Here is a 24370-nt window from a genome sequence, read left to right as displayed (position 1 = left end):
GGAGTGCCAAGCGTTCACCCGAGGCGTCGGCCTGCGATGCCGGCCGGATCCTGCGTCCGGTGCGCGAATACGATCGGCTGCCGGTACGGCTGAGCACCGAGATCCGGCACCACCCGCCCGTCCTCCACCTTCGGCAAGGCGTCGAACTCCCGATTCACCAGCCGATGCGACGGACCGCGCTCATACCCACCGCAAGTGAACTCACCGATCCACAGGAACTTTCAGCTCCGCACAGTCCCGCAGGTCGTACGACTGCGGTCCGTATCCGGGTACTCGGCGCCCAACTTGTTGCTCTCTTGCCTGAAATCCTGATGGACCATCAGGTGGTAGGTGGTCACTGCTTGCCGGGATCAGCCGGCGGCTCGTACGGCGGGACGTCGAGGTCCCAGCCGCCCTCGCGCGCCGCGTCCTCGAAGGACACCCACTGGGACGGGTCGTCGTTCGCAAGGCGCTGGCGGACCAATTCCTCGCGGCGGCGGTCGTCTTCAGCGTCTTCCTTGAAGGTCTCGTACTCGGCCCACTGTTCGAAGGAGATGACGACGCCCTCCGGCCGGGGGGTGTCGCCGAAGAAGACCGGTTCAGCCGGGCCGGAGCGGAAGAGTTCGAGGACCCGGCCGAGGCTCTGACCGACGGTGGCGGTGTCGATGACGCGCACCCGATCGCCGTTGGGGAGGTCGTACAGGGCTTCCATGGGTTACTCCGATTTCGGGAGGGCCGGACACGTTCCGTGATCCAGGATAGTTTCCGGGCCGTCTTCGAGGTGGGAGATTTCCACAGGGGTGTATCAGGGTGGTGGTCTGGTCGCGGCGGCGGGTTGTTCGCTGGATACCGGGTTGCACAGCAGGCCAGGCATCGAACAGCCCGCCATTGGCGCGGGCCACCAGGTCAGCGTTCTTCGGAGCGCCCGGTGCCGGGTCCGCGGGCCCGGTTGACATTCGCCTGCGGCGCAGACGCCGGCTTCGGCCCGCTACCAGCCGGCGGGCTGTCACGAAGGATCTGCTGCAAAACGTCCTGCGGCATCGGCAGTCGATGCGGTGTGGTTTGCACGCCTGACCGCTGCGGGCCGACGTCAGGACGACCGCCACCGGTGAGGCCGTGCAGGTTCCTGTCCTGTTGCCCCCGGATGCGTCCCAGCCGCTCCCCGGCGATCGCCGCCGGATCGTCACGGCGATGGTTGAACGCCACGATCTGCCGGACCGGCTGCGCGTTCGGATCATGTACGACCGCTCCGTTCTCGACCTTCGGCAGCGGGTCGAACTCGCGGTACACCATTCGGTGCGACGGCCGGGGCCGCTCAGGTGTACCGCCCTCGGCGAAGACGTCCACCTTGATTTCCGCGGCATCCCTGAGATCGTGCGACGACGGTCCGTAGCCGAGCTGCTTGCCGATGTAGTTGCCTTCGTTGCCGTCGCGGAGTGCCGTCATCGCGTCGCGGAAAGCCTCGAACTCCCGGCCGGAGTCAGAAGACGGGTCTGCCTTCCACGCTTGGTAGAGGCGGTTGACCTCCTGCCGAAGCTCGGGGTGCACAACCAGCCGATAGTTCACCGTTTGTCACCGCCGTTCTCCGGTTCGTCCAGCCCCCACTCCCGCAGCATCTCGTCGTACGGCACATAGTCCTCGGGGCGGGCGTTGGCCAGTCGCTCGCGGGTGATCTTCTGCATGCGATGGTCGGTTTCCGCATCTTCCTTCAGGGCTTCGTACTCCGCCCATTGTTCGAAGCTGATGACAACGCCCTCGGGCCGCGGCTGGTCACCGAAGAAGACCGGTTCCGTGTCGCCGGAGCGGAAGAGCTCGAGGACTCTGCCGAGGCTCTGGCCGACCGTGGGCGTATCGATGACCCGAACTCGGTCGCCGTTCGGGAGGTCGTACAGGGCTTCCATGGGTTACTCCGATTTCGGGAGGGCCGGACACGTTCCGTGATCCAGGATAGTTTCCGGGCCGTCTTCGAGGAGGGAAGTTTCCACAGGGGTGTATCAGGGTGGTGGGGTGAGTGCTCTCATGGGCGCTGGGGTGTGGGGGAACCGTGTTTTGAGCCTGTGGGGGGCGTTATGAAGGTTGCCGTGTTCGGCTTGGGGTATGTGGGGTCGGTGACGGCGGCTTGTCTGGCTGCTGCCGGGCATGAGGTGTGGGGGGTGGATGTCGACACCGCCAAGGTCGAGCCGATCTCGCAGGGACGCAGCCCGGTGGTTGAGCCGGGGCTGGACGAGCTTGTCGCGGCGGGTGCGGCGTCGGGGCGGTTGCATGCAACGACCGATCCGCGGCTCGCGCTGGAGCGCGCCGACGTCTCGCTGATCTGCGTCGGTACCCCGTCGACCGCTGCGGGCAGTACCGATCTCACCTACATCAAGCGTGCGGTTCGCGACATCGCCGAGGCAGCTCGGGTCGTCGTACGGCCGGAGTCCGGGTTCCACAGCATCGTGGTGCGCAGCACCGTTCCGCCGGGCACGGTCGACGAGGTGGTCGCGCAGGTGCTGGCCGACGTACCGGCACCGGACGGGCTCACGTTCGGTACGGCGATGTGCCCGGAGTTCCTGCGCGAGGGATCCGGGCTCGTGGACTTCTACGAGCCGCCGTTCGTGGTGGTGGGCACCCGGAGCGCGAAGGTCGGTACCGCTCTGACCGACCTGTTCTCCTTTCTGAACGTCGACATGCAGATTGTCGACGTTCGGACAGCCGAGGCGCTCAAGTACGCCTGCAACGCCTTCCACGCCACGAAGGTCTCGTTCGCGAACGAGATGGGCCGGATCTTCCGGCACTTCGCGGTGGACTCGCGCGAGGTGATGAAGATCTTCGTGCAGGACACCAGCCTGAACATCTCGCCGTACTACCTGAAGCCGGGCTTCGCGTTCGGCGGCTCGTGCCTGCCCAAGGATCTGCGCAGCGTGCTGCACCTGGCGCGGATGAACGACACGGAACTCCCGCTGCTGTCCGGGGCGCTGGCCACCAACGAGCGCAGCGTCCGCGACGTCGTCGACCGCGTGATCGCCGGCCCCGGTCGCGAGATCGCACTCCTCGGGCTGAGCTTCAAGCACGCCACCGACGACCTGCGGGAGAGCCCGAACGTGGAACTCGCCGAGCGCCTGATCGGCAAGGGCTACAACCTGCGGATCTACGACGCGATCGTGAACCCGACCCGCCTGGTCGGTGCAAACCTGAGACACGTCCAGTCCAAGCTCCCGCATCTGCAGCGAGTACTCACCGGCGACGCGAACGCGGCACTCGCCGGCGCGGATGTGGCCATCGTGTCGGCCACCGACAGCCGCGCGATCAGCGCCCTGCTGGAGACGCCGCCGGCGCGCACCATCGACCTCAGCGGCCGGCTCGGCGCCGCGGTCGAGGCGTTGCCCGGGTACGAAGGAGTGGGCTGGTGACCGGTCCGCGGGTACTGATCATCATCCAGAACCTCTGGGTTCCGTTCGACCGCCGGGTCTGGCTGGAGTGCCAGGCGCTGGTCGCGGCCGGGTACGACGTCACGGTCGTCTGCCCGAAAGGTCCGGGCGATCCCTCGTACGAGGTGATCGACGGCGTGACTGTCCACAAGTACAAGGCGTACGCGCCGGGTGGCAGCAAGGTCAGCTTCGTCTGGGAGTACGCGTACTCGTTCCTGCTGACGCTGCGCCTGGTGTTCCGCGCTCGGAAGGCCGGCCGGTTCAAGGTCCTGCAGGCGTGCAACCCGCCGGACATCTTCTGGCCGATCGCGATGCTGCTGCGCCGCCTGGACGGCACGCGGTTCGTGTTCGACCACCACGACCTCTGCCCCGAACTGTTCCAGTCGCGCTTCGGTGGTACGACAAGCCTGCCCTACAAGGGATTGCGCTTCCTGGAACGGATGACGCACCGCACCGCCGACCATGTCACCTCGACGAACGACTCGTACCGCCGGATCGCGATCACCCGCAGCGGCAAGGCGAACCACGACGTCACGGTCGTCCGTACCGGGCCGGACCCGGACAAATTGCTCCGCGGCGCAGCGGACGAGTCGCTGCGCCGCGGTCACCGCTATCTGGTGACGTACATCGGCGTGATGGGACCGCAGGACGGTGTCGACATCGTGGTCCGAGCCGCCGATCACATTGTCAACAATCTGCACCGGACCGACATCGCGTTCACGCTGATGGGCGCCGGCGACTCGTTCGACGACGTGGTCGCGCTCCGGGACGAGCTCGGACTCGGCGAGTACGTCGAGTTCACCGGCCGGGTGCCGGACGAGACCGTGCGCGCGGTGATGTCGACCGCGGACCTCGGCCTGTCGCCGGATCCGAAGAACCCGCTGAACGATGTGTCGACAATGAACAAAACCATGGAGTACATGGCCTTCGAGCTCCCCGTCGTCGCGTTCGACCTGGTGGAGACGAAGGTGTCGGCCGCCGATGCGGCGGTGTACGTCGAGCCCAACGACGTCCGGCAGTACGGCGACGCGATCGTCGAACTGCTCGACGACCAGGTCCGCCGCCGCCGGATGGCGAAGCTGGGTCGCGAACGCGTCGAGCGGGTGCTCGCGTGGAAGCACCAGCAGAAGGCCTACGTCGGGGTGTACGACCAGCTCACCGGGCACGTCAGCCACATCGGCCCGGCGGCCACCCGGATGACGAACGCCACGGGGTCCTGACGTGTGCGGGATCGCCGGCTGCTACCAGCAGCACGACGGCTTCGCGCTCGCGGAGGCGATGAGCGACCGGATCGCGCACCGCGGCCCGGACGCGGATCGCGTGTACGCGTTCGACGAAGGCGATGTCCGGGCCTTCCTGGCACATCGTAGATTGTCGATCATCGACTTGTCGGCAGCCGCGGACCAGCCGTTCAGCAAGCGCGGCCTGACGATCTGCTACAACGGCGAGCTCTACAACTACAAGGAACTCCGCGCCGAACTCTCCAAGAGCGGCGTCCACTTCCGGACCAGCTCCGACACCGAGGTGGTGCTCGAGGCCTGGCGTCGCTGGGGTCCCGAAGCACTCACGCGGTTCCGCGGAATGTTCGCGTTCGCGATGCTCGACGAGGACAGCGGCAGCCTGTACCTGGCCCGCGACCCGCTCGGCATCAAGCCGCTGTACTTCCTCCGCCGGCACGGCGGCGTGATCTTCGCGTCCGAACTGAAGGCCCTCGTCACGGCGGTCGGCTCCGAGCTCCGCACCGAGCCCGGCGCCCTGATCGCGTCGATGCTCTATTACTGGCTTCCAGAGCAGCGCTGCGCGATCGACGGCGTCGACAAGCTGCCACCGGGTTCGTGGGCGGAATTCCGGCCGGACGGGAGCAGCCGGCACGAGACGTACTGGCGGGTGAGCGACATCGCCACCGAGGCCGCGGCCGGTCCGCGGCCCGATCTGCGTCAGGTGATCGAGGAGTCGGTCGCCGCGCACCTGGTCGCCGACGTACCGGTGTCGACCTTCCTCAGCGGTGGCCTGGACTCGAGCCTCGTGACCGTACTGGCGAAGCAGATGGATCCCGGCGTCGACTCGTACACGATCACCTTCCGCGCGCAGGACCAGAAGCTCGAGGCGATGCCGGACGACGCGATCTACGCGCGCAAGGTGGCGCAGCAGTTCGGGATCGACCTGCACGAGATCGAGATCGCCCCCGATGTCGTCGACCTCCTTCCGCGGATTGTTGACAATCTGGACGAGCCGATCGGCGACCCCGCCGCGATCAACACCCTGCTGATGTGCGACACCGCACGGGATGCAGGGGTAAAGGTCCTGCTGTCCGGGATGGGCGCCGACGAGCTGTTCGGCGGCTACCGCAAGCACCTGGCCTGTGTGATGGGAGCGCAGTACCAGCGGCTCCCCGGCGTACTGCGCAACGGCCTCATCGGCCCCACAGTACGAAGGCTCCCGGTCACCGTGAACGGCCGCGGCCTGCGCTACGCGCGCTGGGCGAAACGCTTCGAGACTTTCGCGAACCTGCCCGAGGAAGAGGCGTTCCGCCGCAGCTACACGATGTACGACGCGGACCAGCTCACCGGCCTGATCAGCCCCGACCTCGAGCCGTACGTCGGCAAGCTGCTCGCCGAGCACAGCGACATCTACCACGACAACGCCCTCGACGATCACGTCAACCGGATGTGCCTCGCGGACTCGCGGATGTTCCTGCCCGGCCTCAACCTCACCTACACCGACCGCGCGAGCATGGCGGCGTCGACCGAGGTACGGACACCGTTCGTGGACCCGGTCGTCGCGCGCGCGGCGTTCTCGATCCCCGGCAGCGAGAAGATCCACCGCCGGGTGAGCAAGCTGGCGTTGAAGAAGGCGGCCGAGGCCTGGCTGCCGAAGGAGATCATCTACCGGCCGAAGGCGTCGTTCAGCGCGCCGCTGCGCGCCTGGGTACGGAACGACCTGCGCGAGCTCGTCGACGACACGCTGCTGCGCGGTGAGCTCGTCGGCAGCGGGTTCCTGCAGCAGGCCGCCGTACAGAAGCTGGTCGACGACGAGCGAGCCGGCCGGGAGGACTACTCCAAGCAGATCTGGCAGTTGCTGACGCTGGAGACCTGGACCCGCCACATGCGGTCCCTCGGGGTCACCATCACCTCCCTCTGACCAAGACACCCAGTGAAGGACGGCTATGAAGCAGGTTGCGCAGAACTACAAGTCCGGTGAGCTGGCGGTTCTCGACGTGCCGCCGCCGGCTTGTGCGCCGGGTGGGGTGCTGGTCCGTTCGCTGTACTCACTGATCTCCACCGGGACCGAGCTGATGAAGGTCGGCGAGGCGAAGCTGTCGCTGGTCGGCAAGGCGAAGGCGCGGCCAGATCAGGTACGGAAGGTGCTCGACACCGTCGCCCAGCAGGGCGTGATGAGCACCTACAAGAAGGTGATGAACAAGCTCGACTCGTACACGCCGCTCGGGTATTCGCTGTGTGGCGTCGTGGTCGAGGTCGGCGCAGGCGCCGAGGAGTTCAGTGTCGGGCAGCTGGTCGCTGCCGCGGGCAACGAGTTCGCGTTGCACGCGGAGTACAACTGGGTGCCCTTGAATCTGTGCGTTCCGGTGCCGGACGGCGTACCGGCCGAGCAGGCCGCGTTCTCGACCGTCGGCGCGATCGCGATGCAGGGCGTACGGCAGGCCGAGGTCCAGCTGGGCGACACAGCGGTGGTGATCGGTCTCGGCCTGGTCGGGCAGCTTGTCGTACGGCTGCTCGTGGCCGCCGGCGTGCGGGTGTTCGGGATCGACACGGTCGAGGACCGGTGCCGGATGGCGGAGAAGGCGGGCGCGCTGCACTGCTCGTCCCCCGACGAGGCCGGCGTCGCGACCCTTGAGCGATCGTTGCTGGAGGCATCGAACGGCCTCGGCGCGGACCACATCCTGCTGGCCGCGGGCGGGCACTCGAACGGTCCGGTCGAGACCGCCGCCCGGCTGGCCCGCGACCGCGCCCGGGTGGTGGACATCGGCAAGACCAGGCTCGATCTGCCGTGGAACGCCTACTACGACAAGGAGCTGGACGTTCGCTTCTCGCGCTCGTACGGCCCGGGCCGGTACGACGACCGATACGAGCTGCAGGGCATCGACTACCCCGCCGGGTACGTTCGCTGGACCGAGCGGCGCAACCTCGAGTGCTTTGTGGACCTGATCGCCCGCGAGCAGATCGACCTCGCGCCGCTGATCGCCAACACGTTCCCGATCGCCGACGCGACCGACGTGTACCAGAAGCTGAGCGCCGGCACCTACCCCGGCGTCGGCTTCCTCTTCGAGTATCCAGACCTGGTCGAGCCCGTCGCACCACCGGCGCCGGTCGCGGCCCGGCCCGCCGCGCCGACGAGTGGTGGCGTGCGGCTCGGCTTTGTCGGCGCGGGCAACTACGCGTCGAGCATGCTGCTGCCGCACCTGCAGAAGGACGAGGACGCCGTACTGGCCCGCGTGGCGACCAACAAGTCGCTCTCGGCTGCCAATGCGCAGCGCAGGTTCGGTTTCGAGGCAGTGTCGACGGACGCCGACGAGGTGCTCGGCGACGCGAGCCTGGATGCGCTGTTCGTGGTGACCCGGCACAGTTCGCATGCCGAGCTCGCCTGCCGCGCGCTGGAGACCGGGAAGGCAGTCTTCGTCGAGAAGCCGCTCGCGCTCACCGACGAGGAGCTGGACCGGATCATCGTGACCGTCGATGCCACCGGCAACGACCGGTTGATGGTCGGGTTCAACCGCCGGTTCGCGCCGCTGCTCACCGACCTGCGGGACCGGTTCGGCACGCCCGGCGGCAACTTCTCGCTCCGGTACCTGGTGAACGCGGGCAAGCTCGACTCGACCAGCTGGTACCTCGACGCCGGCAAGGAGGGCAGCCGGTTCGCCGGGGAGGGCGGTCATTTCATCGACACGCTGACCTGGTGGCTGAACAGTCTCCCGACCGAGGTGTACGCGGTACCGGGCCCCGACGCGGGCGACGTCCTGGTCACCCTCAGGTTCGCGAACGGTTCCGTCGGCACGATCACGTACGTCGGTGGCGGCAACGCGCGCTTCCCGAAGGAGACGATCGACATCACCGGCGGCGGCCGCAACGCGCGGTTCGACAACTTCCAGAGCGCCTCGGTCTGGGCGGGGCGCAAACCCACGACCCGCAAGTCCCGCAGTACCGACAAGGGCCAGCGGACCGAGCTCGAGCGCTTCGTCGCCGCCGTGAAGTCCGGCGGCCCGATGCCGATCCCGTTCGACCAGCTGGTCGCCACCACCCGCGCCACCATCGCAGTCGACCGCAGCCTCGCCTCAGGTACAGCGGAGAAGGTGTGACTCGCCAGCCTTTGGGCTGGTACGTCCGCCGCCTGCGCCGGATGTCCCCCACCGAACTCATCCAGCGCACCAGCGATGCAGGACGGCGTTCTGCCTGGGCCCACCGTCAGGTGCGGCCCGGGCAGGACGTGAATCAGAAGCTGCCGCTCCGGACCGAGCGGACGTTCAGTACGACGCTGCAGACGCAGACGGCGTGCACCGTACCGGAGGACGCCCGTAAGGCAGTGATCGCCCAGGCCGACGCGATCCTGGCCGGGAACCTCCAGGTACTAGGTGTCGAACGCACCGACCTGGAGAAGCCGGACTGGTTCTATGATCCCGTCACCGGCCGACGGTCCGATCCGGCGCAGTATGTGTTCAGGCTGAACCACCGCAACGAGCAGGCTGTCGGAAACATCAAGCAGGTGTGGGAGCTGTCCCGTCACCACCACCTGACCCAGCTGGCTGCTGCGTGGTACCTGACCCACGACGACCGGTACGCCGATCGCGTGGCCGAGCACCTGAACGACTGGTGGCGTACGAACCCGTTCCTGTCCGGGGTGCACTGGGCGAGCGGTATCGAGGTCGGCCTGCGCCTGATCAGCTGGACGTGGATCCGCCGCCTCCTGAACGACTGGCCGGACATCACCGACCTGTTCGAGCACAACGACCTGGCGCTCCGCCAGCTCTACTGGCACCAGCGCTACCTGGCCGCGTTCCAGAGCCACGGGTCCTCGGCCAACAACCATGTGATCGCTGAGGCGGCAGGCCAGCTCATCGGAGCCTGTGCGTTCCCCTGGTTCACCACGAGCGACCGCTGGCGTGCAGACGCTGCCGTACTGCTGCAGAAGGAACTGGACGCCAACACGTTCCCCTCCGGCGTGAACCGCGAGCTGGCCACCGACTACCACCGCTTCGTCTCGGAACTGGGTCTGTACGCCGCTCTGGAAGCAGATGCGGCCGGCCACCCACTCAGCCAGGACACGTGGGCGCTACTGACCCGCACGGTCGACGTAGCAGCAGCAATCGTCGACACGAATCTCCGACCACCACGTCAGGGTGACGACGACGAGGGCATGGTCCTGGTACTGGACCCACCAGACGCGAGCACGTGGTCGGCGTACATCTCACTGGGTGCAGCTGTCGTCGGCCGGGAGTCCTGGTGGCCGGACAGCCCAGCTACGGCCACCTCAGTGCTCGTCGGGTCGCTGGTGAAGGGCCGGCAACCGGACCGCCCCACAGAACGTCCCGGCCACTTCAGAGACGCCGGCCTGACCATCCTGCGCAGCCAGGACCCCGGTCCGGAGATCTGGTGCCGCGCGGACGCCGGCCCGCACGGCTTCCTCTCGATCGCCGCGCACGCCCACTCCGACGCGCTCTCCCTCGAAGTACGCGTGGACGGCGTCGACATCCTCGCCGACCCGGGAACGTACTGCTACCACGGCGAAGAGCAGTGGCGGAACTACTTCCGCTCCACGATCGCCCACAACACCGTCGAGGTGGCCGGCACCGAACAGTCCCTCTGGGGCGGCCCGTTCCTTTGGTTGCGCGGGGCAACAGGCACCGTACGTCGACACTCCCCCACAACCTGGGAAGCCGAACACGACGGGTACGCCCCCGTGACGCACCGGCGCGCCGCCGTACTGGAGAACGGCGTCCTGCGGGTCGAGGACAGCCTCGACGCGACCACCGACGTACGAATCGCCTGGCACCTCGGCCCGGACGTCGACGTCGACCTGGCCAGCGGACGGCTGGAGTGGCCAACCGGATCGGCCACCATCGAGTTGCCGCCCGGACTGACCTGGACCGCGCACCGCGGCAGCGACAATCCGTCGCTGGGCTGGTACTCACCGCGATTCGGCCACAAGGTCCCAACCACAACCCTGCTCGGAACCGGAAAGCTGACAGCAACCGGCCCGGCGATCAGCACCTTCCGTTTCCGCGCTTGACGGTGTATCAGAGGCGGCCCGTAGGCCCTCTATTACCGGACACAGTTCGGCGTTCATCTGGAGGGGACCGTGAGCGCACAGCAGCTCGACGTCAGGAAGTCGTGGCGCGCCATTCGCAGGCACCGCCTGATCGTGGCGGCCGTGGCAGCCGTCGGCTTGCTCGCCGGGATCGCGTACGGATTCGCGGTACCGGCCTTGCACACCGCCACCTCGCTCGTCGTCCTGCCACCACCGGCGGCGAACGCTCCACAAACGGCGACCGCGAACGGAACCGGCACCCAGAGCATCGAGACCCAGGTCTACATCGCCGAGAGCGAGCCGGTGCTGAACAGCGCCGGACAGAACCTGACGCCGGCGCTGCCGACCGAGACGGTCCGCAAGCGGGTCAAGGTCACCGCGGTCACCGACGACGTCGTCAAGATCGAGGCACAAGGCACGACGGCCGCACAGTCGATGCAGCTGGCGAACGCTGTCGCCGAGGTGTACCTGGTCTTCGTCACGACCGACCAGAAGCTACCCGGTGACCTGGGGAAGAAGACCGGGGCTCGCGTGCTGGAGCAGGCGACCGCCGCACGCGGCGGCAATCTACTCGTGCACCTCGGCATCCTGGGTCTGCTCGGCGCGCTGGCAGGTGCCGTCGCCGGATCGATCGGTGTGCTGGCCAGGGCCAGAGGCGACCGGCGGTTGCGGCTGCGCGACGAGATCGCGGACGCGGTCGGTCTGCCGGTCCTCGCGTCGGTGTCGTCGTACCAGGCGCACGACATGTCGGACTGGGCCTACCTGCTCGAGCACTACTCCCCGACCGCCGTGGAGGCCTGGAGCCTGCGCAAGGCCCTGCACCATCTGGGGCTGGACGTCCGCGGCGGGAAGCCGGACACGCTGACCGTGCTGTCCTTCGCCGGCGACGACAACGCTCTCCCGCTCGGACCGCAACTGGCGGCCCTCGCGAACTCGATCGGGATCTCGGCCTCGATCGTCATCGACGGCCACCACGAACCGCCCGGCGAGTCGGCGCTGACCATTCACCTTGTCGTCGTGGATCGTGAGGCCCCGCACCTGGGTGAGGCCGAGGAGACCACGAACACGATCATCGCGCTCTCGGCCGGCGTCGTGACGGCCGAGGAACTCGCCCGGCTCGCGGTTGCCTCCGCGGCCGACGACCGGAACATCGACGGCATCGTGGTTACCGATCCGGATCCGACGGACCGCACCGTCGGCCGGGCGGCGTCCCCGGTACGCCGAACCGGCTCACGTCTGCCGACGCTGCTGACCGGTACGGCGAGGAGGACCAAATGAGCAACCAGCCGTACAACGAACCCGCCACCCGCGAGCCGGTCTGGGCGGACGACGACGAACTGTTCGACAACGAACGTTCCGGATCGTTCCCCCCGGACGCACTGGTCACCTTCCGGTTCCTCCGTGACGCCCTCCGCCGGCACCTGCGGATCTGGCTCGTCCTCGCCCTGGTCGGCCTGGCCGCCGGTCTGGCATCGGTGGTCGTACTGCCTTCACCGAGCACATCGCAGACCAGGCTCCTGCTGACGCACCGCGACGGCGAAGACCCGGCGAAGGCGATGGCGACCGACGTGAGCCTGGCCACCACCCACACGGTCGCGCAGAGGGTGATCGACCTGCTCAAGCTGCCGGTGTCGCCGGACGACCTGCTGAAGCGCTACACGGTCGTCGCCTCGACGGACCGCGTCCTCGAGGTGACGACCGCGGCCAAGACCGAGGCGGAGTCGACCAAGCTCGCGACGGCTGTCGCACAGGTGTTCCTGCTCTACCGCAGGGAGCAGATCAGCCTGCAGGACGCCCCGTTGCGTCGGGACCTGGCGGCCGCCCAGAACGAGTTCGCACTGGCCGAGCAGGCCGTCCGCGCGGCCGGTGACGACCCTGACGATCCGAAGCGCCCGAACAGCGTCGACGGCGTCCGGCTCAGCGCCGCCCGGGACAAGGTGCAGTTCGTGCGGCAGCAGCTGCTCGATCAGCAGACCCAGGCGTCCCGGATGAACAGCAGCCGGGTGCTCGATGCGGCTGCTCCGGTAGCGGCCTCGACGAAGCGGATGGTTGCGCTCAACGGCGGCACCGGACTACTGGCCGGGCTCTTCCTCGGCCTGGGCTTCGTCATCATCCGCGCGCTGATCTCGGACCGGTTGTGGAAGCGGCAGGACATCGCCCATGCACTCGGCGTCCGGGTCCGGCTCAGCAGCGCGCGGGCCCCTCGGTGGAGACTGCTGCCGAAGCCGGCGATTCTGCGCGACAGCCAGCGCCGGAGTCCGCAGAACCAGCTCATCGTCCAGCACCTCGACCAGCGGATCTTCTGGGGCGAACGTCCGACGTCCACGCTCACTGTGGTCGCGGTCGACGACGACTACACCTGTTCCCTGGCGGTCGCCTCACTCGCGGTGTCACTGGCTGAGGACGGCAGGCAGGTCCTGGTGGCCGACCTGACTCGATCCGGGACGCTCGGCCGGCTGCTCGGTGTGACGACGCCGGGCACCCACGAGTCGCGCTTCAGCGAGCCCGGACGGCGAATCGACGTACACCTGGCCGACCCGGACGCCGGTCCCGCAGAGGGCGCGTACCTGCGGCTGCGTGAGAACAGCAGCCGGCCCGGACGCTCCGACAACGTCGCGCTCGACGCGTCATGGGAGGTCGCCGACGTCGTGCTGAGCCTGGCCGACCTGACCCCGGAACTCGGCGCCGACCACCTCGGCACCTGGTCCTCGCACGCGGCGGTCGTCGTGACGGCGGGACGCTCGACCGCAACCGCGATCCAGGCCACCGGCGAGATGCTGCGGCTGGCAGGCCTCGAACTGGACACCGCTGTCGTGCTGAACCCGGATCGTACCGACGAGAGTGTCGGCGTCACCGAGGCCGAGGCCGGCCGGACCCGCGCCGTCGACCTCGAGATGTTCGGCAGATGACAACCTCCGCCACCCGAACCGCCGATCGACCGGCCGCCCGGCTCGGCCGGCGGCCGACACGGCGAGTCGTTGCCCCGGAGGTCCGGCGACGCCGGCGGGTACAGCTGGCCTGGGCGTTCCTGGTGCTGAACGTGATGACGTTCTTCCCAGGCGCCCCGCACCTGCTGCCGATCCCGGGCTCGCTCGGCAAGCTGATCGCCCAAGGGGCACTGATCGGCGCGCTGGTGATGGCGCTGTCGGTGAACCGGCCGCTGCGGATCCGGCCGAGCGTGTTCGTCGTACTGCTGATGACGCTGGCCGCCGAGGCTCTGTTGTCCAGCATTCATGCGGAGTTCCTGCTCGGTGCTCTGTTCCGCGCCGCCCGGCTGTTCGGCTTCGCCCTGGTGCTCTGGCTCCTGACGCCCTGGTGGACGCGCCGCGATCTGCTGCTGGTCCGCACGCACCTCCTGGTGCTGTGGGGCATCGTCGCCTCGGTGGTCGTCGGACTGCTGGTTGCGCCTGGACTGGCAATGACCGAGGACCGGCTCGGTGGAACGCTCTGGCCGATCCCACCCACACAGGTCGGCCACTACTCCGCGATGGCCATCGGTCTCACGATCGTGCTGTGGATGTCCGGACTGCTGAAGCGTGGTGTCGCGCTTGCCAGCGTGCTGGTCTGCGTTCCGGTCCTGCTGCTCACCCACACCCGGACCGCGCTCGTCGCCGTTCTCGCCGGGGTGACGATCGCCGGCCTCAGTCTGTTCACCGCGCGATCGCGGGTCCGCAAGGTCTTCGCGGTCGGCGTCGTCGTGTTCACCCTCGGCGCACTCACCCTCGGCTCGGTGGTGACCACCTGGCTGGCCCGTGGTCAGGACACCGAGGAACTCGGTGCACTCACCGGCCGGAAGGCGGTCTGGGACGCGATCCTGGCCCAACCACGGTCGACCGTGGACGTGCTGTTCGGCTTCGGCCTCTCGAACAAGTCCTTCAACGGCCTGCCGATCGACAGCAACTGGCTCGGCACGTACTACGACGTCGGCCTGGTCGGCTGCGCGCTGACAGTCATGCTCGTCCTGTTCGTGCTGATCGCCGCCTGGTTCAAGCCGCAGGGACCGCACCGCGCTCTCGCATTGTTCCTGGTCGCGTATTGCGTGATCGCATCGTTCACCGAGAGCGGCCTCAGCGAGGCCTCTCCGTACCTGCTCGAGCTCACCCTCGCCGCGTCGCTGGTGTACAGCGCGCCTGCTCGTGAAGGACTCCAATGAAGATCCTGCTGGTACACAACAGGTACCGTTCGACCGCTCCGAGCGGCGAGAACCACGTCGTGGATCAGGAAGGTGCCGCCCTGGCCGCTCGTGGCCACGACGTCCACCAGTTCGAGCGCCACAGCGACGACATCGAACGCTGGGCGGCCTGGCAGAAGGCGACGCTGCCTGTTCGCGTGGTGTGGAACCCGGCGAGCCGGCGCGACCTCGCTGCAACGCTCAGCGAACTCCGGCCAGACGTCGTCCACATCCACAACACGTTTCCGCTGCTGAGTCCCACGGTCCTGCTCGCCTGCCGGGACGCACAGGTGCCCGCTGTCATCACCCTGCACAACTACAAGTTGCTGTGCGCAAGTGGTGACTTCTACCGCGACGGGGAGGTCTGCCACGACTGCGCTGGCGGGAACCCGGCCAGCGCGGTCCTGCACCGGTGCTACCGGGGATCGGCACTGGCGACGGCCACCACCGTGCTGAACTCGCGTGGTCACCGCCGGAACTGGCGCAGCCTGGTGTCCGCCTACATCTTCATCTCCGAATCGCAACGCCGCCTGATGACCGGACTCGACCTGGACCCGAGCCGCACCTTCGTGAAACACAACCTCGTGCCGTACCAGGGCGTCACGACCGCACCTCGTCGCCGGCAGGTGGCCTATGTCGGCCGGCTCGATGCCGCCAAAGGCGCTCCCCTGCTGATGAAGGGCTGGGACGCCTACCGGGCGATCGCCGGTGACGACGCGCTCCGGCTGGTGATCGCGGGCGGCGGCCCGCTGCTCGACGAGGTTGTCACCTGGGCCGCCGACCGGCCGTCGGTCGAGCTCCGTGGCCTGATGAGCAAGCCCGAGGTCTTCGAACTGATCGGGCAGTCGCGGGCCGTGGTCCTGCCCTCGGAGTGGGAGGAGACGTTCGGTCTGGTCGTCGTGGAGGCGATGGCCGTCGGCGTACCGCCGGTGGCGTCCGCACACGGGTCGTTCCCGGACCTGATCACCGACGGCGTCGACGGCGTGCTGTTCGCGCCGGGTCGGCCCGAGTCGATGGCCAAGGCGCTCCTGGACGTCGACACCTCCCCGGAGCGCTATGCGGAACTGGGGCGCCGCGCCCGGGCGACGTACGAGACCGCGCATCAGCCCGAGCAGAACGTCGAACAACTACTGGACATCTACAACTACGCGATCAACCACCCGGTAGCCCCCCACCGCTGAGTCCGAGGCCACATGTACCCCGAAGAAGGCCCCATGCAACGCCACGTCTCGCCGTCCGCGGGCGCCCGCGTGATCTGGTTCCGGCGTCCACCGGTCCTCGCTGCCCTGATCCTGCTCGTCGTGGGCGCGCTGGTGACGCTGGCCGTCACGGTGCGGAACCGCGACGACGCCCCTGCCGGCAGTCTCGGCTCCGCTCCGTCGGTTGCCCCCGCCACGCAAGCGCCGGTCACCGCGCCGACCGCACCGCCGGCCAAGATCTGTGGCAACGCCAAGGCTCTGGCCGGGCCGGCCACCGCACCCGCGGGTGCGATCGTGGTCGGCACGGGTGACGACCTCGACGACCTCACCACGAAGAACCCTCCGGGCACGACGTTCTGGCTGACGCCCGGACTCCACCGGCTCGGCACCGGCGCATACGCGCAGGTGATCCCGAAGGACGGGAATGTGTACGTCGGAGCTCCGGGCGCGATCCTCGACGGACGCCGGCTCAACCGCTATGCCTTCACCGGCTACGCCACCGGTGTCACGGTGAAGAACCTGACCGTACAGAACTTCGGACCGAAGCGGACCAACAACGACGAAGGCGTCGTGAACCATGACTCCGCCGTCCGCTGGACGATCGAGGGCAACACGATCAAGGACAACGCCGGCGCCGGGCTGATGGTCGGCGACCACAACGTCGTCCGTGGCAACTGTCTGCAGAACAACGGCCAGTACGGATTCAACGCCTACAGCCCGCACAAGGTCGCCGGGATCGCCATCGAGCGGAACGAGATCGCCGGCAACAACACCGACAACTGGGAGTCGCTGCGGGACGGTTGCGGCTGCACCGGCGGCGGGAAGTTCTGGGCGGTGACAGGCGCGGTGGTGCGCGGAAACTGGATCCACGACAATCTCAGTACAGGGTTGTGGGCGGACACGAACAACACCGGCTTCGTGATCGAGGGCAACTACATCTCCGGCAACGAGGCCGAGGGCATCATCTACGAAACCAGCTACAACGCGGGGATCCGCGGCAACACCTTCGTTCGCAACGGGCTCGGCAAGGGGCCTGCGAACCGCGGCTTCCCGACGGCAGCGCTCTACATCTCCGAGTCCGGCAGTGACGCACGGGTCACCGGGGTGCACAACCAGACCTTCGAGATCAGCGGCAACGTGTTCACCGACAACTGGGCCGGCGTGATCCTGTGGGAGAACGCCGACCGTTTCGCGGGCTCGCCGGCGAACACCAGCACGGGATCAAGCACGCTGGTCAACCCGGAGGTCGTCACCGCGAAGACCTGTACGGCGGCCACGGTCCACAAGCAGCCGTACCTCGGTGACTGCCGATGGAAGACACAGAACGTCCGCGTGCACGACAACGTGTTCTCGCTGGACCCGGACGCGATCGGGAGTACGTGCGGATTCCGCAACGGCTGCGGCTTCAACGGCCTGTTCTCCAACTGGGGCACCTTCCCGGCCTGGTCGCCGTACCTGAAGGGTGCCGTGCAGGACGCCATCACCTACCACCAGGGGAACCGGTTCTTCAACAACACCTACGCGGGACCGTGGAGCTTCGTCGTGCACGAGCAGGGCAATCGGGTGAACTGGGCCGCCTGGCAGGGTGCGCCGTACGGGCAGGATCACGACAGCGTGATCAAGGTGCAAGGGCAGCGCTGAGCCATGATCGTGCCTCCGCAAGACGCTACGGGCATGCAGATCGCGCTGCTGCGTTCGGTCGGGTACGCCGCTTTCCGGCAGCATGAACGCGAGCTCGACGTACTCGACGTGGTCTTCGACAGCCTGGTCGACGCTCCCGGCAGCGAAGACGCACGACGGCTGCGGTTCGCCGGTCACGGCCTCACCCTGGACGTCGAGGTGCACGGGCTGACCGACCTGACGATCGAACTGCGAACCTCCATGCCCGGCCCGTTCGTGGTGGAGCCCCGGGGGTCGGAATGCCGCGGGCCGGCCCGCCTGGTCAGCTTCCTGCTGCGCTGGCCGACTGGTACCCAGCGACCGGTCCGGACGGCGTGGATCGTCCTGTGACGGTCGTCAGACCTTGCGCAGGAGGTAATAGGCGTACCGCTGGTCGAGTTCGTTCTGGGGCACGAGATAGCAAGCCTCCGGCTGAAGTCCTCGGGCCGCCATCGCGGACCAGAACTCGTCGATCCGGTACGACGTCATACTCGCCGCCGTGGATCCGCGATAGCTTCGGCGACGGGATCCGGTGTTCCACCGACAGGTGTCGTACTTGACCTGAACGAACGCCAGGCCGCCGGGACGCAACAACTGTTGCGCACAATCCATCACCCGCAACCCGTAGTTCGGGCTCGGCACCAACTCGAGCACGTAGACGCAGAGAAACAGGTCGCACGGCTCGATCCGCGACAGCGCCGCCTCCGGATCGGACACGTCGACCACCACACCGGAGAACGGTGTGCCGGTCACCTCGGCCACCTGACGGCGGCATTCCTCGACGCTCTCCGACGTGACGTCGACGCCGACGAACTCCACCTCGCACTGCGGTGCGAAGGCAACGGCGTTCGACCCGCCGCCACATCCCCACTCCACAACGCGGTCCAGCCGCCGGCCGGAGCCGGCGGCTGGATCGCAGACCCGGGCCAGTCGTTCGAACAGCCGCCAGTGCTCCGCGCCGACCGCCGCCCACGAGACGTCGGCGAAGACCGACCCGTCCCGGAAATGGGAGTCGTTGCGCCACGCCTGCCCGCCGGCCGCGCCGGTCCAGTACGCGGCCGCGTCCCCGGCCAGCCTCTCCTCGGAATGGCTGAGCCCGACCTGGACCGCAGCCCGGTCGCCAACATCGCGAACCAGGCTCTTCAGCCTCCTCGCCAGACTCATGAAGCAAGCAGCAGTCTTAGTTTGTCGAGGCAGCGGCCTCTGATGGGGCCGATGCTTCCGATCGGGATGCCGATCGTGGCGGAGATTTCGGCGTACGGGGTGGGTGGGTCGGACATCAGCATGCCGAGTAGTTGCTGCCAGCGGTCCGGGAGGCTCTCCAGGGCGCGGCGGACGTCGTCGGCGCGTTCGCCGGCGAGCAGTTCGGCGTCCAGCTCGGGCTGGTCGCCGGCCACGTCCTCGAACGCTGTTGCCTCATAGGTCAGCAGTACGCGCTTGCGGAACGCCAGCACCCGCAGGCATTCCCGGCGCGTGGTGACGACCAGCCAGGCGCCGACCCGTTCGGGATCGACGCGATTGATGTGTTCGAGCAGCCGCAGCCAGACCATCTGGGATACGTCAGCGGCGTCGCTGTCGCTCAGCCGGAAGCTGCGGGTCACGGCCCAGACGAGCCGCGCATAGTGGTCGACCAGCCGGCTCCATGCCCCCTGGTCCCCGGCCGCGGCCTGGACCACCAGGGTCGCGGCTTCGGAACGAGCAGTCGACCTTTCCATTACTGCAGTCACGAATTCCCCCCTCGGGAATTGCAGATCCCTGAAACACACACCGCTCAGTACGCGCCGTCGCTCCCCAGCACGGCGCGCGCGGTCTTCCACAAAATGAGCAGGTCCAGCGCGATCGACCAGTTGTCGGCGTACCGCAGGTCGAGCCGCATCGACTCCTCCCACGTCAGGTCGCTACGTCCGCTGACCTGCCACAGGCCCGTCAGGCCCGGCTTCACGAGCATCCGGCGGGCGTCGTCGATCTGGTACTGGGCCACCTCGGCCGGCAGTGGCGGACGCGGGCCGACCAGTGACATCTCCCCCCGGAGGACGTTCACCAGTTGCGGCAGTTCGTCGATCGAGAACCGTCGCAGGTACCGGCCGATCCTGGTCACCCGCGGGTCGTCCCGCAGCTTGAACAGGATCCCGTTGCCTTCGTTCAGCGCGTGCAGCTCGGCCTTGCGTTCCTCGGCGTCGACCACCATCGTGCGGAACTTCAGCATCCGGAACTGCTCGCCACCGCGGCCGACCCGGGTCTGCCGGAACAGCACCGGACCGCGGCTGCTGAGCTTCACCATGATCGCCGTGAGCAGCAGCAGCGGCGAGAGCGCCACCACCATCAGGCCACCGACCACCCGGTCGAAGATGCTCTTCAGGACGTGCGGCCCACCACTCACCGACGGCCGCTCCAGATGCAGCAGCGACAGTCCGGCGACCGGGCGGATCGAGATCCGCGGACCTGCCACCTCGACGATGCCCGGCGACACGATCAGGTCGACACCGCGCTGTTCGAGGGCCCAGGACAGTTTCCGCAGCGAATGGCCGGCGAGCTCCGGGTCGGTCGCGACCGCGACCACCTCGACGTCCCACTCGTCGACCGCCTTCAGGATGTCCATCTCGGCGCGGCCCAGCCGCTCCGGTTCGGGTTCCTCGAGGACGTCACCGCGCGGCAGGCAGTTCGCCACCACCACGTACCCGTCGGTCTTGCGCTCCTCCAGGTGCCGCCGCAGCGTGGTCACCTGATCGTTGCGCCCGACAACGAGTACCCGGCGCATGCAGCGGTTCAGGAACCGCCGCTTCGAGATCTGCCGGTGCAGCAGCCAGCGGGCGAACATCGCCGCGAAACAGGTCATCGGCACCGCCAGCACGACAAAGCCACGCGCAACCTGGCTCTTGGTCGCGTACGACGTGACGGCGACGACGGCGGTCAGTGCGACCGCGGCCCGAATGATCGAGCGGAACTCCTCCGGGCCGGTGCCGAAGTAGCGGGTCTCATAACCCCGCTCGAGGGCCACACACGCCAGCCAGGCGATCGGCAGCGCGGCACCGAGCAACACGTACCAGAGATTGATCTGGGCCCCGAACCGGACCACAAGCGCCAGCGACACACCGAACAGCGCAGCCCCCAGGTCGCCGGCGAGCGCCGCCCACCGGTACTTCGCGACCCACCGCGCCTCCGTGAACCGTGCCGAGCGCGGCACGACCGCCGGTACCTCGTCCGGAACCACCCAGACCGGCCGACGACGCTCCCCCGACGGCGCCGGCCGTAGATCAGCCGGATCGGCCAACCCCTCCGACATGACAAATTCAGTCACGCACAGTCACCCCCCACAGGTGAAAAGCGAACCCCGTGACCAACCCACACCCCGTCACGGACTTCGTTGAACGCCGCCCCCACAACGGCGTGACCCAGACAGTACTACGTGAAAGACGCTGGTAGAAGCACTTCGGAGAGAGTGTTTACCCGCGCGCAACCCGACTCCCGGGTTCCGGAAATGCGCGAGACCCCTGGGACCGGTTTCGGTGATCCCAGGGGTCTCAAACGACTACTTCAAGTGATCGTCCGCCGGGTCGGGGCAACGATCGGGCAGTCGGTGTCAGCCGGCGATGAGGCCGTCGCCGCTGATCAGTTCACGCATCTCGGCCAGCGAGCTGTCCGACGGGGGCAGGATGGCGTCGGAGTCGTGCAGCTCGTCGTCCGGCACCTTCTCGCCCGAGCGGACGAAGTCCAGCAGGGCGGCGAAGGCGGTCTGGTACGCCGTCTCGTCACCGGACGACACGGCCTTCTCCAGGTCGCCGTCGACCGCGTTCAGCGCGTCGAGCTTGTCGTCGGCCAGTCGCCACTGGCCCTCACTCATGATCCGAACGATCACCGAACATCTCCGTCCTGAGGTCGCGCCGGCTCCGCGGCAGGTTGCTGGACCGGCTGGGCCGGCTGCTGGGCGGACTGCTGGGCCTCACCGGAGAGTTCCTTGGGCGTACTGCTGCCGCCGGACAGCTGGGCCTTCATCGCGGCCAGCTCGCTCTCCACGTCGGAGCCGGACGACATCCGGTCCAGCTCCAGGGTGATGTTGTCCTTGACCGTGCCGCTGGCGTCGTCGAGCGCGCCGGAGGCGAGCAGCTCGTCGATCGCGCCGGCCCGGGCCTGCATCTGCTGGGTCTTGTCCTCGGCACGCTGGACCGCGAGGCCGACGTCGCTCATCTCCTCGGAGATGCCGGAGAACGCCTCGTTGATCCGGGTCTGCGCCTCGGCCGCCGTGTAGGTGGCCTTGATGGTCTCCTTGCGGGTCCGGAACGACTCGACCTTCGCCTGCAGCCGCTGGGAGGCGAGCGTGAGCTTCTCCTCCTCACCCTGCAGCTGGGCGTGCTGGGTGGTCAGGTCGTCGATCTGGCCCTGCAGCCCGGACTTGCGGGTCAGTGCCTCCCGGGCCAGGTCCTCACGGCCCATCGACAGCGCCTTCTGCGCCTGCTCCTGGAGCTTCGACGACTGCGACTGGAGCTGAGACGCCTGCAGCTCCACGCGCTTGCGGCTGGTGGCCACGTCGGCCACGCCGCGGCGGACCTTCTGGAGCAGCTCGAGCTGCTTCTGATACGAGTAGTCAAGGGTTTCGCGAGGATCCTCGGCCTTGTCCAGGGCGGAGTTCGCCTTGGCCTTGAAGATCGTCGACATCCGCCTGAAGATGCTCATCGATATCCGTACCCCTTCTGTGCCGGAGTGACGACCCGGCGTGCGTGCGTTCCACCCTATGTCCCTACGGGTCATCAGACCATCAGGACCGGCCCCGATAAAGTAGGCGAAAGGTCCGGGGACCACCCCGAGTCGCGACCTGCCCTGCGAATGAGGTTCTGCCCCGTGTTCCGTCGTACCAAGTCTGAGACAGCTACCACCGTACCTGCCGACCCCCAGGGCAAGCCGGGCGGCAAGGGCCGTCCCACGCCGAGCCGCAAGGACGCGGAGGCGGCCCGCAAGGCCGCGTTCAAGAAGCCGCGCAACCGCAAGGAGGCCTCGGCGATCCGGCGGGACAAGATGCGCACCGAGCGGGCCAAGATGCAGGCGGCCATGCAGACCGGCGACGACCGGTACCTGCCGGCCGCCGACAAGGGCCCGGTCCGGCGGTACGCCCGGGACTTCGTGGACGCGCGCTACTCGGTGATGGAGTTCGCGCTGCCGATCCTGCTCGTGGTGTCACTGGTCGGCGTGGTGTTCTCGCCGCAGTTCCCGTGGCTGGCCGGGATGGTGAACCTGCTGTTCCTGTTCATGGTGCTGCTGATCGCCGCCGACTGGTTCCTGCTCACCGGGCGCCTGAAGAAGCAGGTCGCGATCAAGTTCCCGAAGGAGTCGACCAAGGGCATCGCGTTCTACGCGGTCCGGCGGACCATGCAGATGCGCCGCTGGCGGCAGCCGAAGGCGATGGTCAAGCGCGGCGAGAAGCCTGCCTGAGTCGCACCACCGTCCGGGGCGCCGCACAGTAGGGTCAGGGTATGGACTTCCGCTATCTGGGCAACAGTGGTCTCAAGGTCAGCGAGATCTCGTACGGCAACTGGCTGACGCACGGCTCACAGGTGGAGAACGAGCAGGCCAAGGCCTGCGTCCGGGCCGCCCTCGAGGCCGGCATCACGACGTTCGACACCGCCGACACCTACGCGAACACCAAGGCCGAGTCGGTGCTCGGCGAGGCGCTGGCGGGCGAGCGTCGCGAGTCGCTGGAGATCTTCACCAAGGTGTACTGGCCGACCGGCCCGTTCGGGCCGAACGACACCGGCCTGTCCCGCAAGCACATCCACGAGTCGGTCAACGCTTCGCTGAGGCGGCTCGGCACCGACTACGTCGATCTCTACCAGGCGCACCGGTTCGACACCGAGACGCCGCTCGAGGAGACGATGGAGGCGTTCGCCGACGTCGTCCGGCAGGGCAAGGCGCTGTACATCGGCGTGTCGGAGTGGACCGCGGAGCAGCTCCAGGAGGGCCACCGGCTGGCCCGCGAGCTGCGCATCCCGTTCGTCTCGAACCAGCCGCAGTACAGCATGCTCTGGCGGGTCATCGAGGGCGAGGTCGTACCGGCTTCGGAGGAGCTCGGCATCGGCCAGGTGGTGTTCTCGCCGATCGCGCAGGGCGTACTGACCGGCAAGTACCTGCCGGGACAGCAGCCGCCGGAGGGCTCGCGAGCCACCGACGCGAACGGCGCCAACATGATCAAGCGGTTCCTCAACGACGACGTGCTCACCCGCGTCCAGGAGCTGAAGCCGATCGCCGATGAGGCGGGGCTGTCGCTGTCGCAGCTGGCGATCGCGTGGGTCCTGCAGAACCAGAACGTGTCCTCGGCCATCATCGGCGCCTCCCGGCCCGAGCAGGTCACGGAGAACGTCAAGGCGTCCGGTGTGAAGCTGGAGGACAGTCTGCTGAAGCGGATCGACGAGGTGCTCGGTCACATCGTCGAGTCCGATCCGGCGAAGACCGCGCAGAACTCCCCGCAGAAGCGGCCGAACTCGTGAGCTGGAGCTGGCGGTTCGAGACCGCGACCGGTGCGCTGGTCGACCCGGGTGAGGTCGGCGGCGCGGAGTTCTCGGCCCAGGGCGACGCGGAGAGCTGGCTGGGTGAGGTCTGGCGGGACCTGGCCGAGCACGGCGTCGGACAGGTCTTCCTGCTGGAGGACGGCCGCGAGGTGTACGGCCCGATGAGTCTCTCCTCGGCAGAGTAGAGTTCGGTCG

23 protein-coding genes are annotated in these 24370 nt (G+C 68.0%); 14 read left to right on the top strand and 9 right to left on the bottom strand.

Translation table 11 applies throughout. The features are described 5' to 3' along the window. Positions 1–14: 14 nt before the first annotated feature. From ACGFI6_RS14200 to ACGFI6_RS14185, 4 genes are all read right to left on the bottom strand, one after another. Positions 15–158, bottom strand: coding sequence for a hypothetical protein (locus ACGFI6_RS14200; protein ID WP_393118412.1), 144 nt, complete (start codon positions 156–158; stop codon positions 15–17). Positions 159–334: 176 nt separating this feature from the next. Next, positions 335–691, bottom strand: a complete 357-nt coding sequence (locus ACGFI6_RS14195; RefSeq protein WP_393118410.1) for a hypothetical protein — start codon at positions 689–691, stop codon at positions 335–337. Between the two features lie 194 nt (positions 692–885). Then, entirely contained in the window at positions 886–1545 is a 660-nt protein-coding gene (locus ACGFI6_RS14190) for a hypothetical protein (protein WP_393118408.1), read from the bottom strand. Continuing rightward, positions 1542–1880, bottom strand: coding sequence for a hypothetical protein (locus ACGFI6_RS14185; RefSeq protein WP_393118406.1), 339 nt, complete (start codon positions 1878–1880; stop codon positions 1542–1544). The genes ACGFI6_RS14190 and ACGFI6_RS14185 overlap by 4 nt, the downstream gene beginning before the upstream one ends. Before the next feature lie 168 nt (positions 1881–2048). Here ACGFI6_RS14185 and ACGFI6_RS14180 point away from each other — a divergent pair, with 168 nt between their 5' ends. The 11 genes from ACGFI6_RS14180 (at position 2049) to ACGFI6_RS14130 (ending at position 18029) form a co-directional block, all read left to right on the top strand. Then, complete coding sequence (locus tag ACGFI6_RS14180) at positions 2049–3371, top strand: UDP-glucose dehydrogenase family protein (RefSeq protein WP_393118404.1); 1323 nt, start codon at positions 2049–2051, stop codon at positions 3369–3371. Next, on the top strand, positions 3368–4609 hold the full coding sequence (locus ACGFI6_RS14175; RefSeq protein ID WP_393118402.1) for a glycosyltransferase family 4 protein: 1242 nt from the start codon (positions 3368–3370) through the stop codon (positions 4607–4609). Before ACGFI6_RS14180 ends, ACGFI6_RS14175 begins: the two co-directional genes overlap by 4 nt. 1 nt (position 4610) lies before the next feature. After that, a complete protein-coding gene (gene asnB, locus ACGFI6_RS14170; RefSeq protein WP_393118400.1) occupies positions 4611–6530 on the top strand; it encodes an asparagine synthase (glutamine-hydrolyzing) in 1920 nt (639 codons plus the stop codon). Between the two features lie 25 nt (positions 6531–6555). After that, the gene (locus ACGFI6_RS14165; RefSeq protein WP_393118398.1) at positions 6556–8703 is read left to right on the top strand and encodes a bi-domain-containing oxidoreductase; all 2148 of its coding nucleotides are present in this window, start codon (positions 6556–6558) and stop codon (positions 8701–8703) included. Then, entirely contained in the window at positions 8700–10631 is a 1932-nt protein-coding gene (locus ACGFI6_RS14160) for an alginate lyase family protein (protein ID WP_393118396.1), read from the top strand. The genes ACGFI6_RS14165 and ACGFI6_RS14160 overlap by 4 nt, the downstream gene beginning before the upstream one ends. A 69-nt stretch (positions 10632–10700) precedes the next feature. Further along, a complete protein-coding gene (locus tag ACGFI6_RS14155; protein ID WP_393118394.1) occupies positions 10701–11927 on the top strand; it encodes a Wzz/FepE/Etk N-terminal domain-containing protein in 1227 nt (408 codons plus the stop codon). Beyond that, positions 11924–13558, top strand: coding sequence for a hypothetical protein (locus ACGFI6_RS14150; protein ID WP_393118392.1), 1635 nt, complete (start codon positions 11924–11926; stop codon positions 13556–13558). The genes ACGFI6_RS14155 and ACGFI6_RS14150 overlap by 4 nt, the downstream gene beginning before the upstream one ends. Beyond that, the gene (locus ACGFI6_RS14145; RefSeq protein ID WP_393118390.1) at positions 13555–14802 is read left to right on the top strand and encodes an O-antigen ligase family protein; all 1248 of its coding nucleotides are present in this window, start codon (positions 13555–13557) and stop codon (positions 14800–14802) included. Before ACGFI6_RS14150 ends, ACGFI6_RS14145 begins: the two co-directional genes overlap by 4 nt. Continuing rightward, on the top strand, positions 14799–16001 hold the full coding sequence (locus ACGFI6_RS14140) for a glycosyltransferase (RefSeq protein ID WP_393118388.1): 1203 nt from the start codon (positions 14799–14801) through the stop codon (positions 15999–16001). The genes ACGFI6_RS14145 and ACGFI6_RS14140 overlap by 4 nt, the downstream gene beginning before the upstream one ends. A 33-nt stretch (positions 16002–16034) precedes the next feature. Further along, positions 16035–17660 carry a right-handed parallel beta-helix repeat-containing protein gene (locus ACGFI6_RS14135; RefSeq protein WP_393118387.1) on the top strand — a complete coding sequence of 542 codons (1626 nt, stop codon included), beginning with the start codon at positions 16035–16037 and terminating at the stop codon, positions 17658–17660. Between the two features lie 33 nt (positions 17661–17693). Beyond that, complete coding sequence (locus tag ACGFI6_RS14130) at positions 17694–18029, top strand: hypothetical protein (RefSeq protein ID WP_393118385.1); 336 nt, start codon at positions 17694–17696, stop codon at positions 18027–18029. Between the two features lie 6 nt (positions 18030–18035). On the opposite strand, the gene ACGFI6_RS14125 is transcribed toward ACGFI6_RS14130, so the two are convergent. The 5 genes from ACGFI6_RS14125 to ACGFI6_RS14105 form a co-directional block, all read right to left on the bottom strand. After that, the gene (locus tag ACGFI6_RS14125) at positions 18036–18842 is read right to left on the bottom strand and encodes a class I SAM-dependent methyltransferase (protein ID WP_393118383.1); all 807 of its coding nucleotides are present in this window, start codon (positions 18840–18842) and stop codon (positions 18036–18038) included. Beyond that, entirely contained in the window at positions 18839–19393 is a 555-nt protein-coding gene (locus ACGFI6_RS14120) for an RNA polymerase sigma factor (RefSeq protein WP_393118381.1), read from the bottom strand. Before ACGFI6_RS14120 ends, ACGFI6_RS14125 begins: the two co-directional genes overlap by 4 nt. A 56-nt stretch (positions 19394–19449) precedes the next feature. Continuing rightward, positions 19450–20976 (bottom strand): sugar transferase, encoded by a 1527-nt coding sequence (locus tag ACGFI6_RS14115; RefSeq protein WP_393118379.1) that lies wholly within the window; start codon positions 20974–20976, stop codon positions 19450–19452. Positions 20977–21258: 282 nt separating this feature from the next. After that, positions 21259–21519 (bottom strand): hypothetical protein, encoded by a 261-nt coding sequence (locus ACGFI6_RS14110; protein ID WP_393118377.1) that lies wholly within the window; start codon positions 21517–21519, stop codon positions 21259–21261. An 11-nt stretch (positions 21520–21530) separates the two neighbouring features. Further along, entirely contained in the window at positions 21531–22349 is an 819-nt protein-coding gene (locus ACGFI6_RS14105) for a PspA/IM30 family protein (protein ID WP_393118375.1), read from the bottom strand. A 165-nt stretch (positions 22350–22514) separates the two neighbouring features. Here ACGFI6_RS14105 and ACGFI6_RS14100 point away from each other — a divergent pair, with 165 nt between their 5' ends. The 3 genes from ACGFI6_RS14100 to ACGFI6_RS14090 are packed head-to-tail and all read left to right on the top strand — an operon-like array spanning position 22515 to position 24360. After that, on the top strand, positions 22515–23102 hold the full coding sequence (locus ACGFI6_RS14100; protein WP_393118373.1) for a DUF3043 domain-containing protein: 588 nt from the start codon (positions 22515–22517) through the stop codon (positions 23100–23102). Between the two features lie 41 nt (positions 23103–23143). Beyond that, positions 23144–24154, top strand: a complete 1011-nt coding sequence (locus ACGFI6_RS14095; RefSeq protein WP_393118371.1) for an aldo/keto reductase family protein — start codon at positions 23144–23146, stop codon at positions 24152–24154. Then, on the top strand, positions 24151–24360 hold the full coding sequence (locus ACGFI6_RS14090) for a hypothetical protein (RefSeq protein WP_393118369.1): 210 nt from the start codon (positions 24151–24153) through the stop codon (positions 24358–24360). The genes ACGFI6_RS14095 and ACGFI6_RS14090 overlap by 4 nt, the downstream gene beginning before the upstream one ends. Positions 24361–24370 lie beyond the last annotated feature (10 nt).

Origin of the sequence: Kribbella sp. NPDC048928, from assembly GCF_043197975.1 — a bacterium.
GTDB lineage: Bacteria > Actinomycetota > Actinomycetes > Propionibacteriales > Kribbellaceae > Kribbella.
This window is presented reverse-complemented; position numbering and strand designations above follow the sequence as displayed.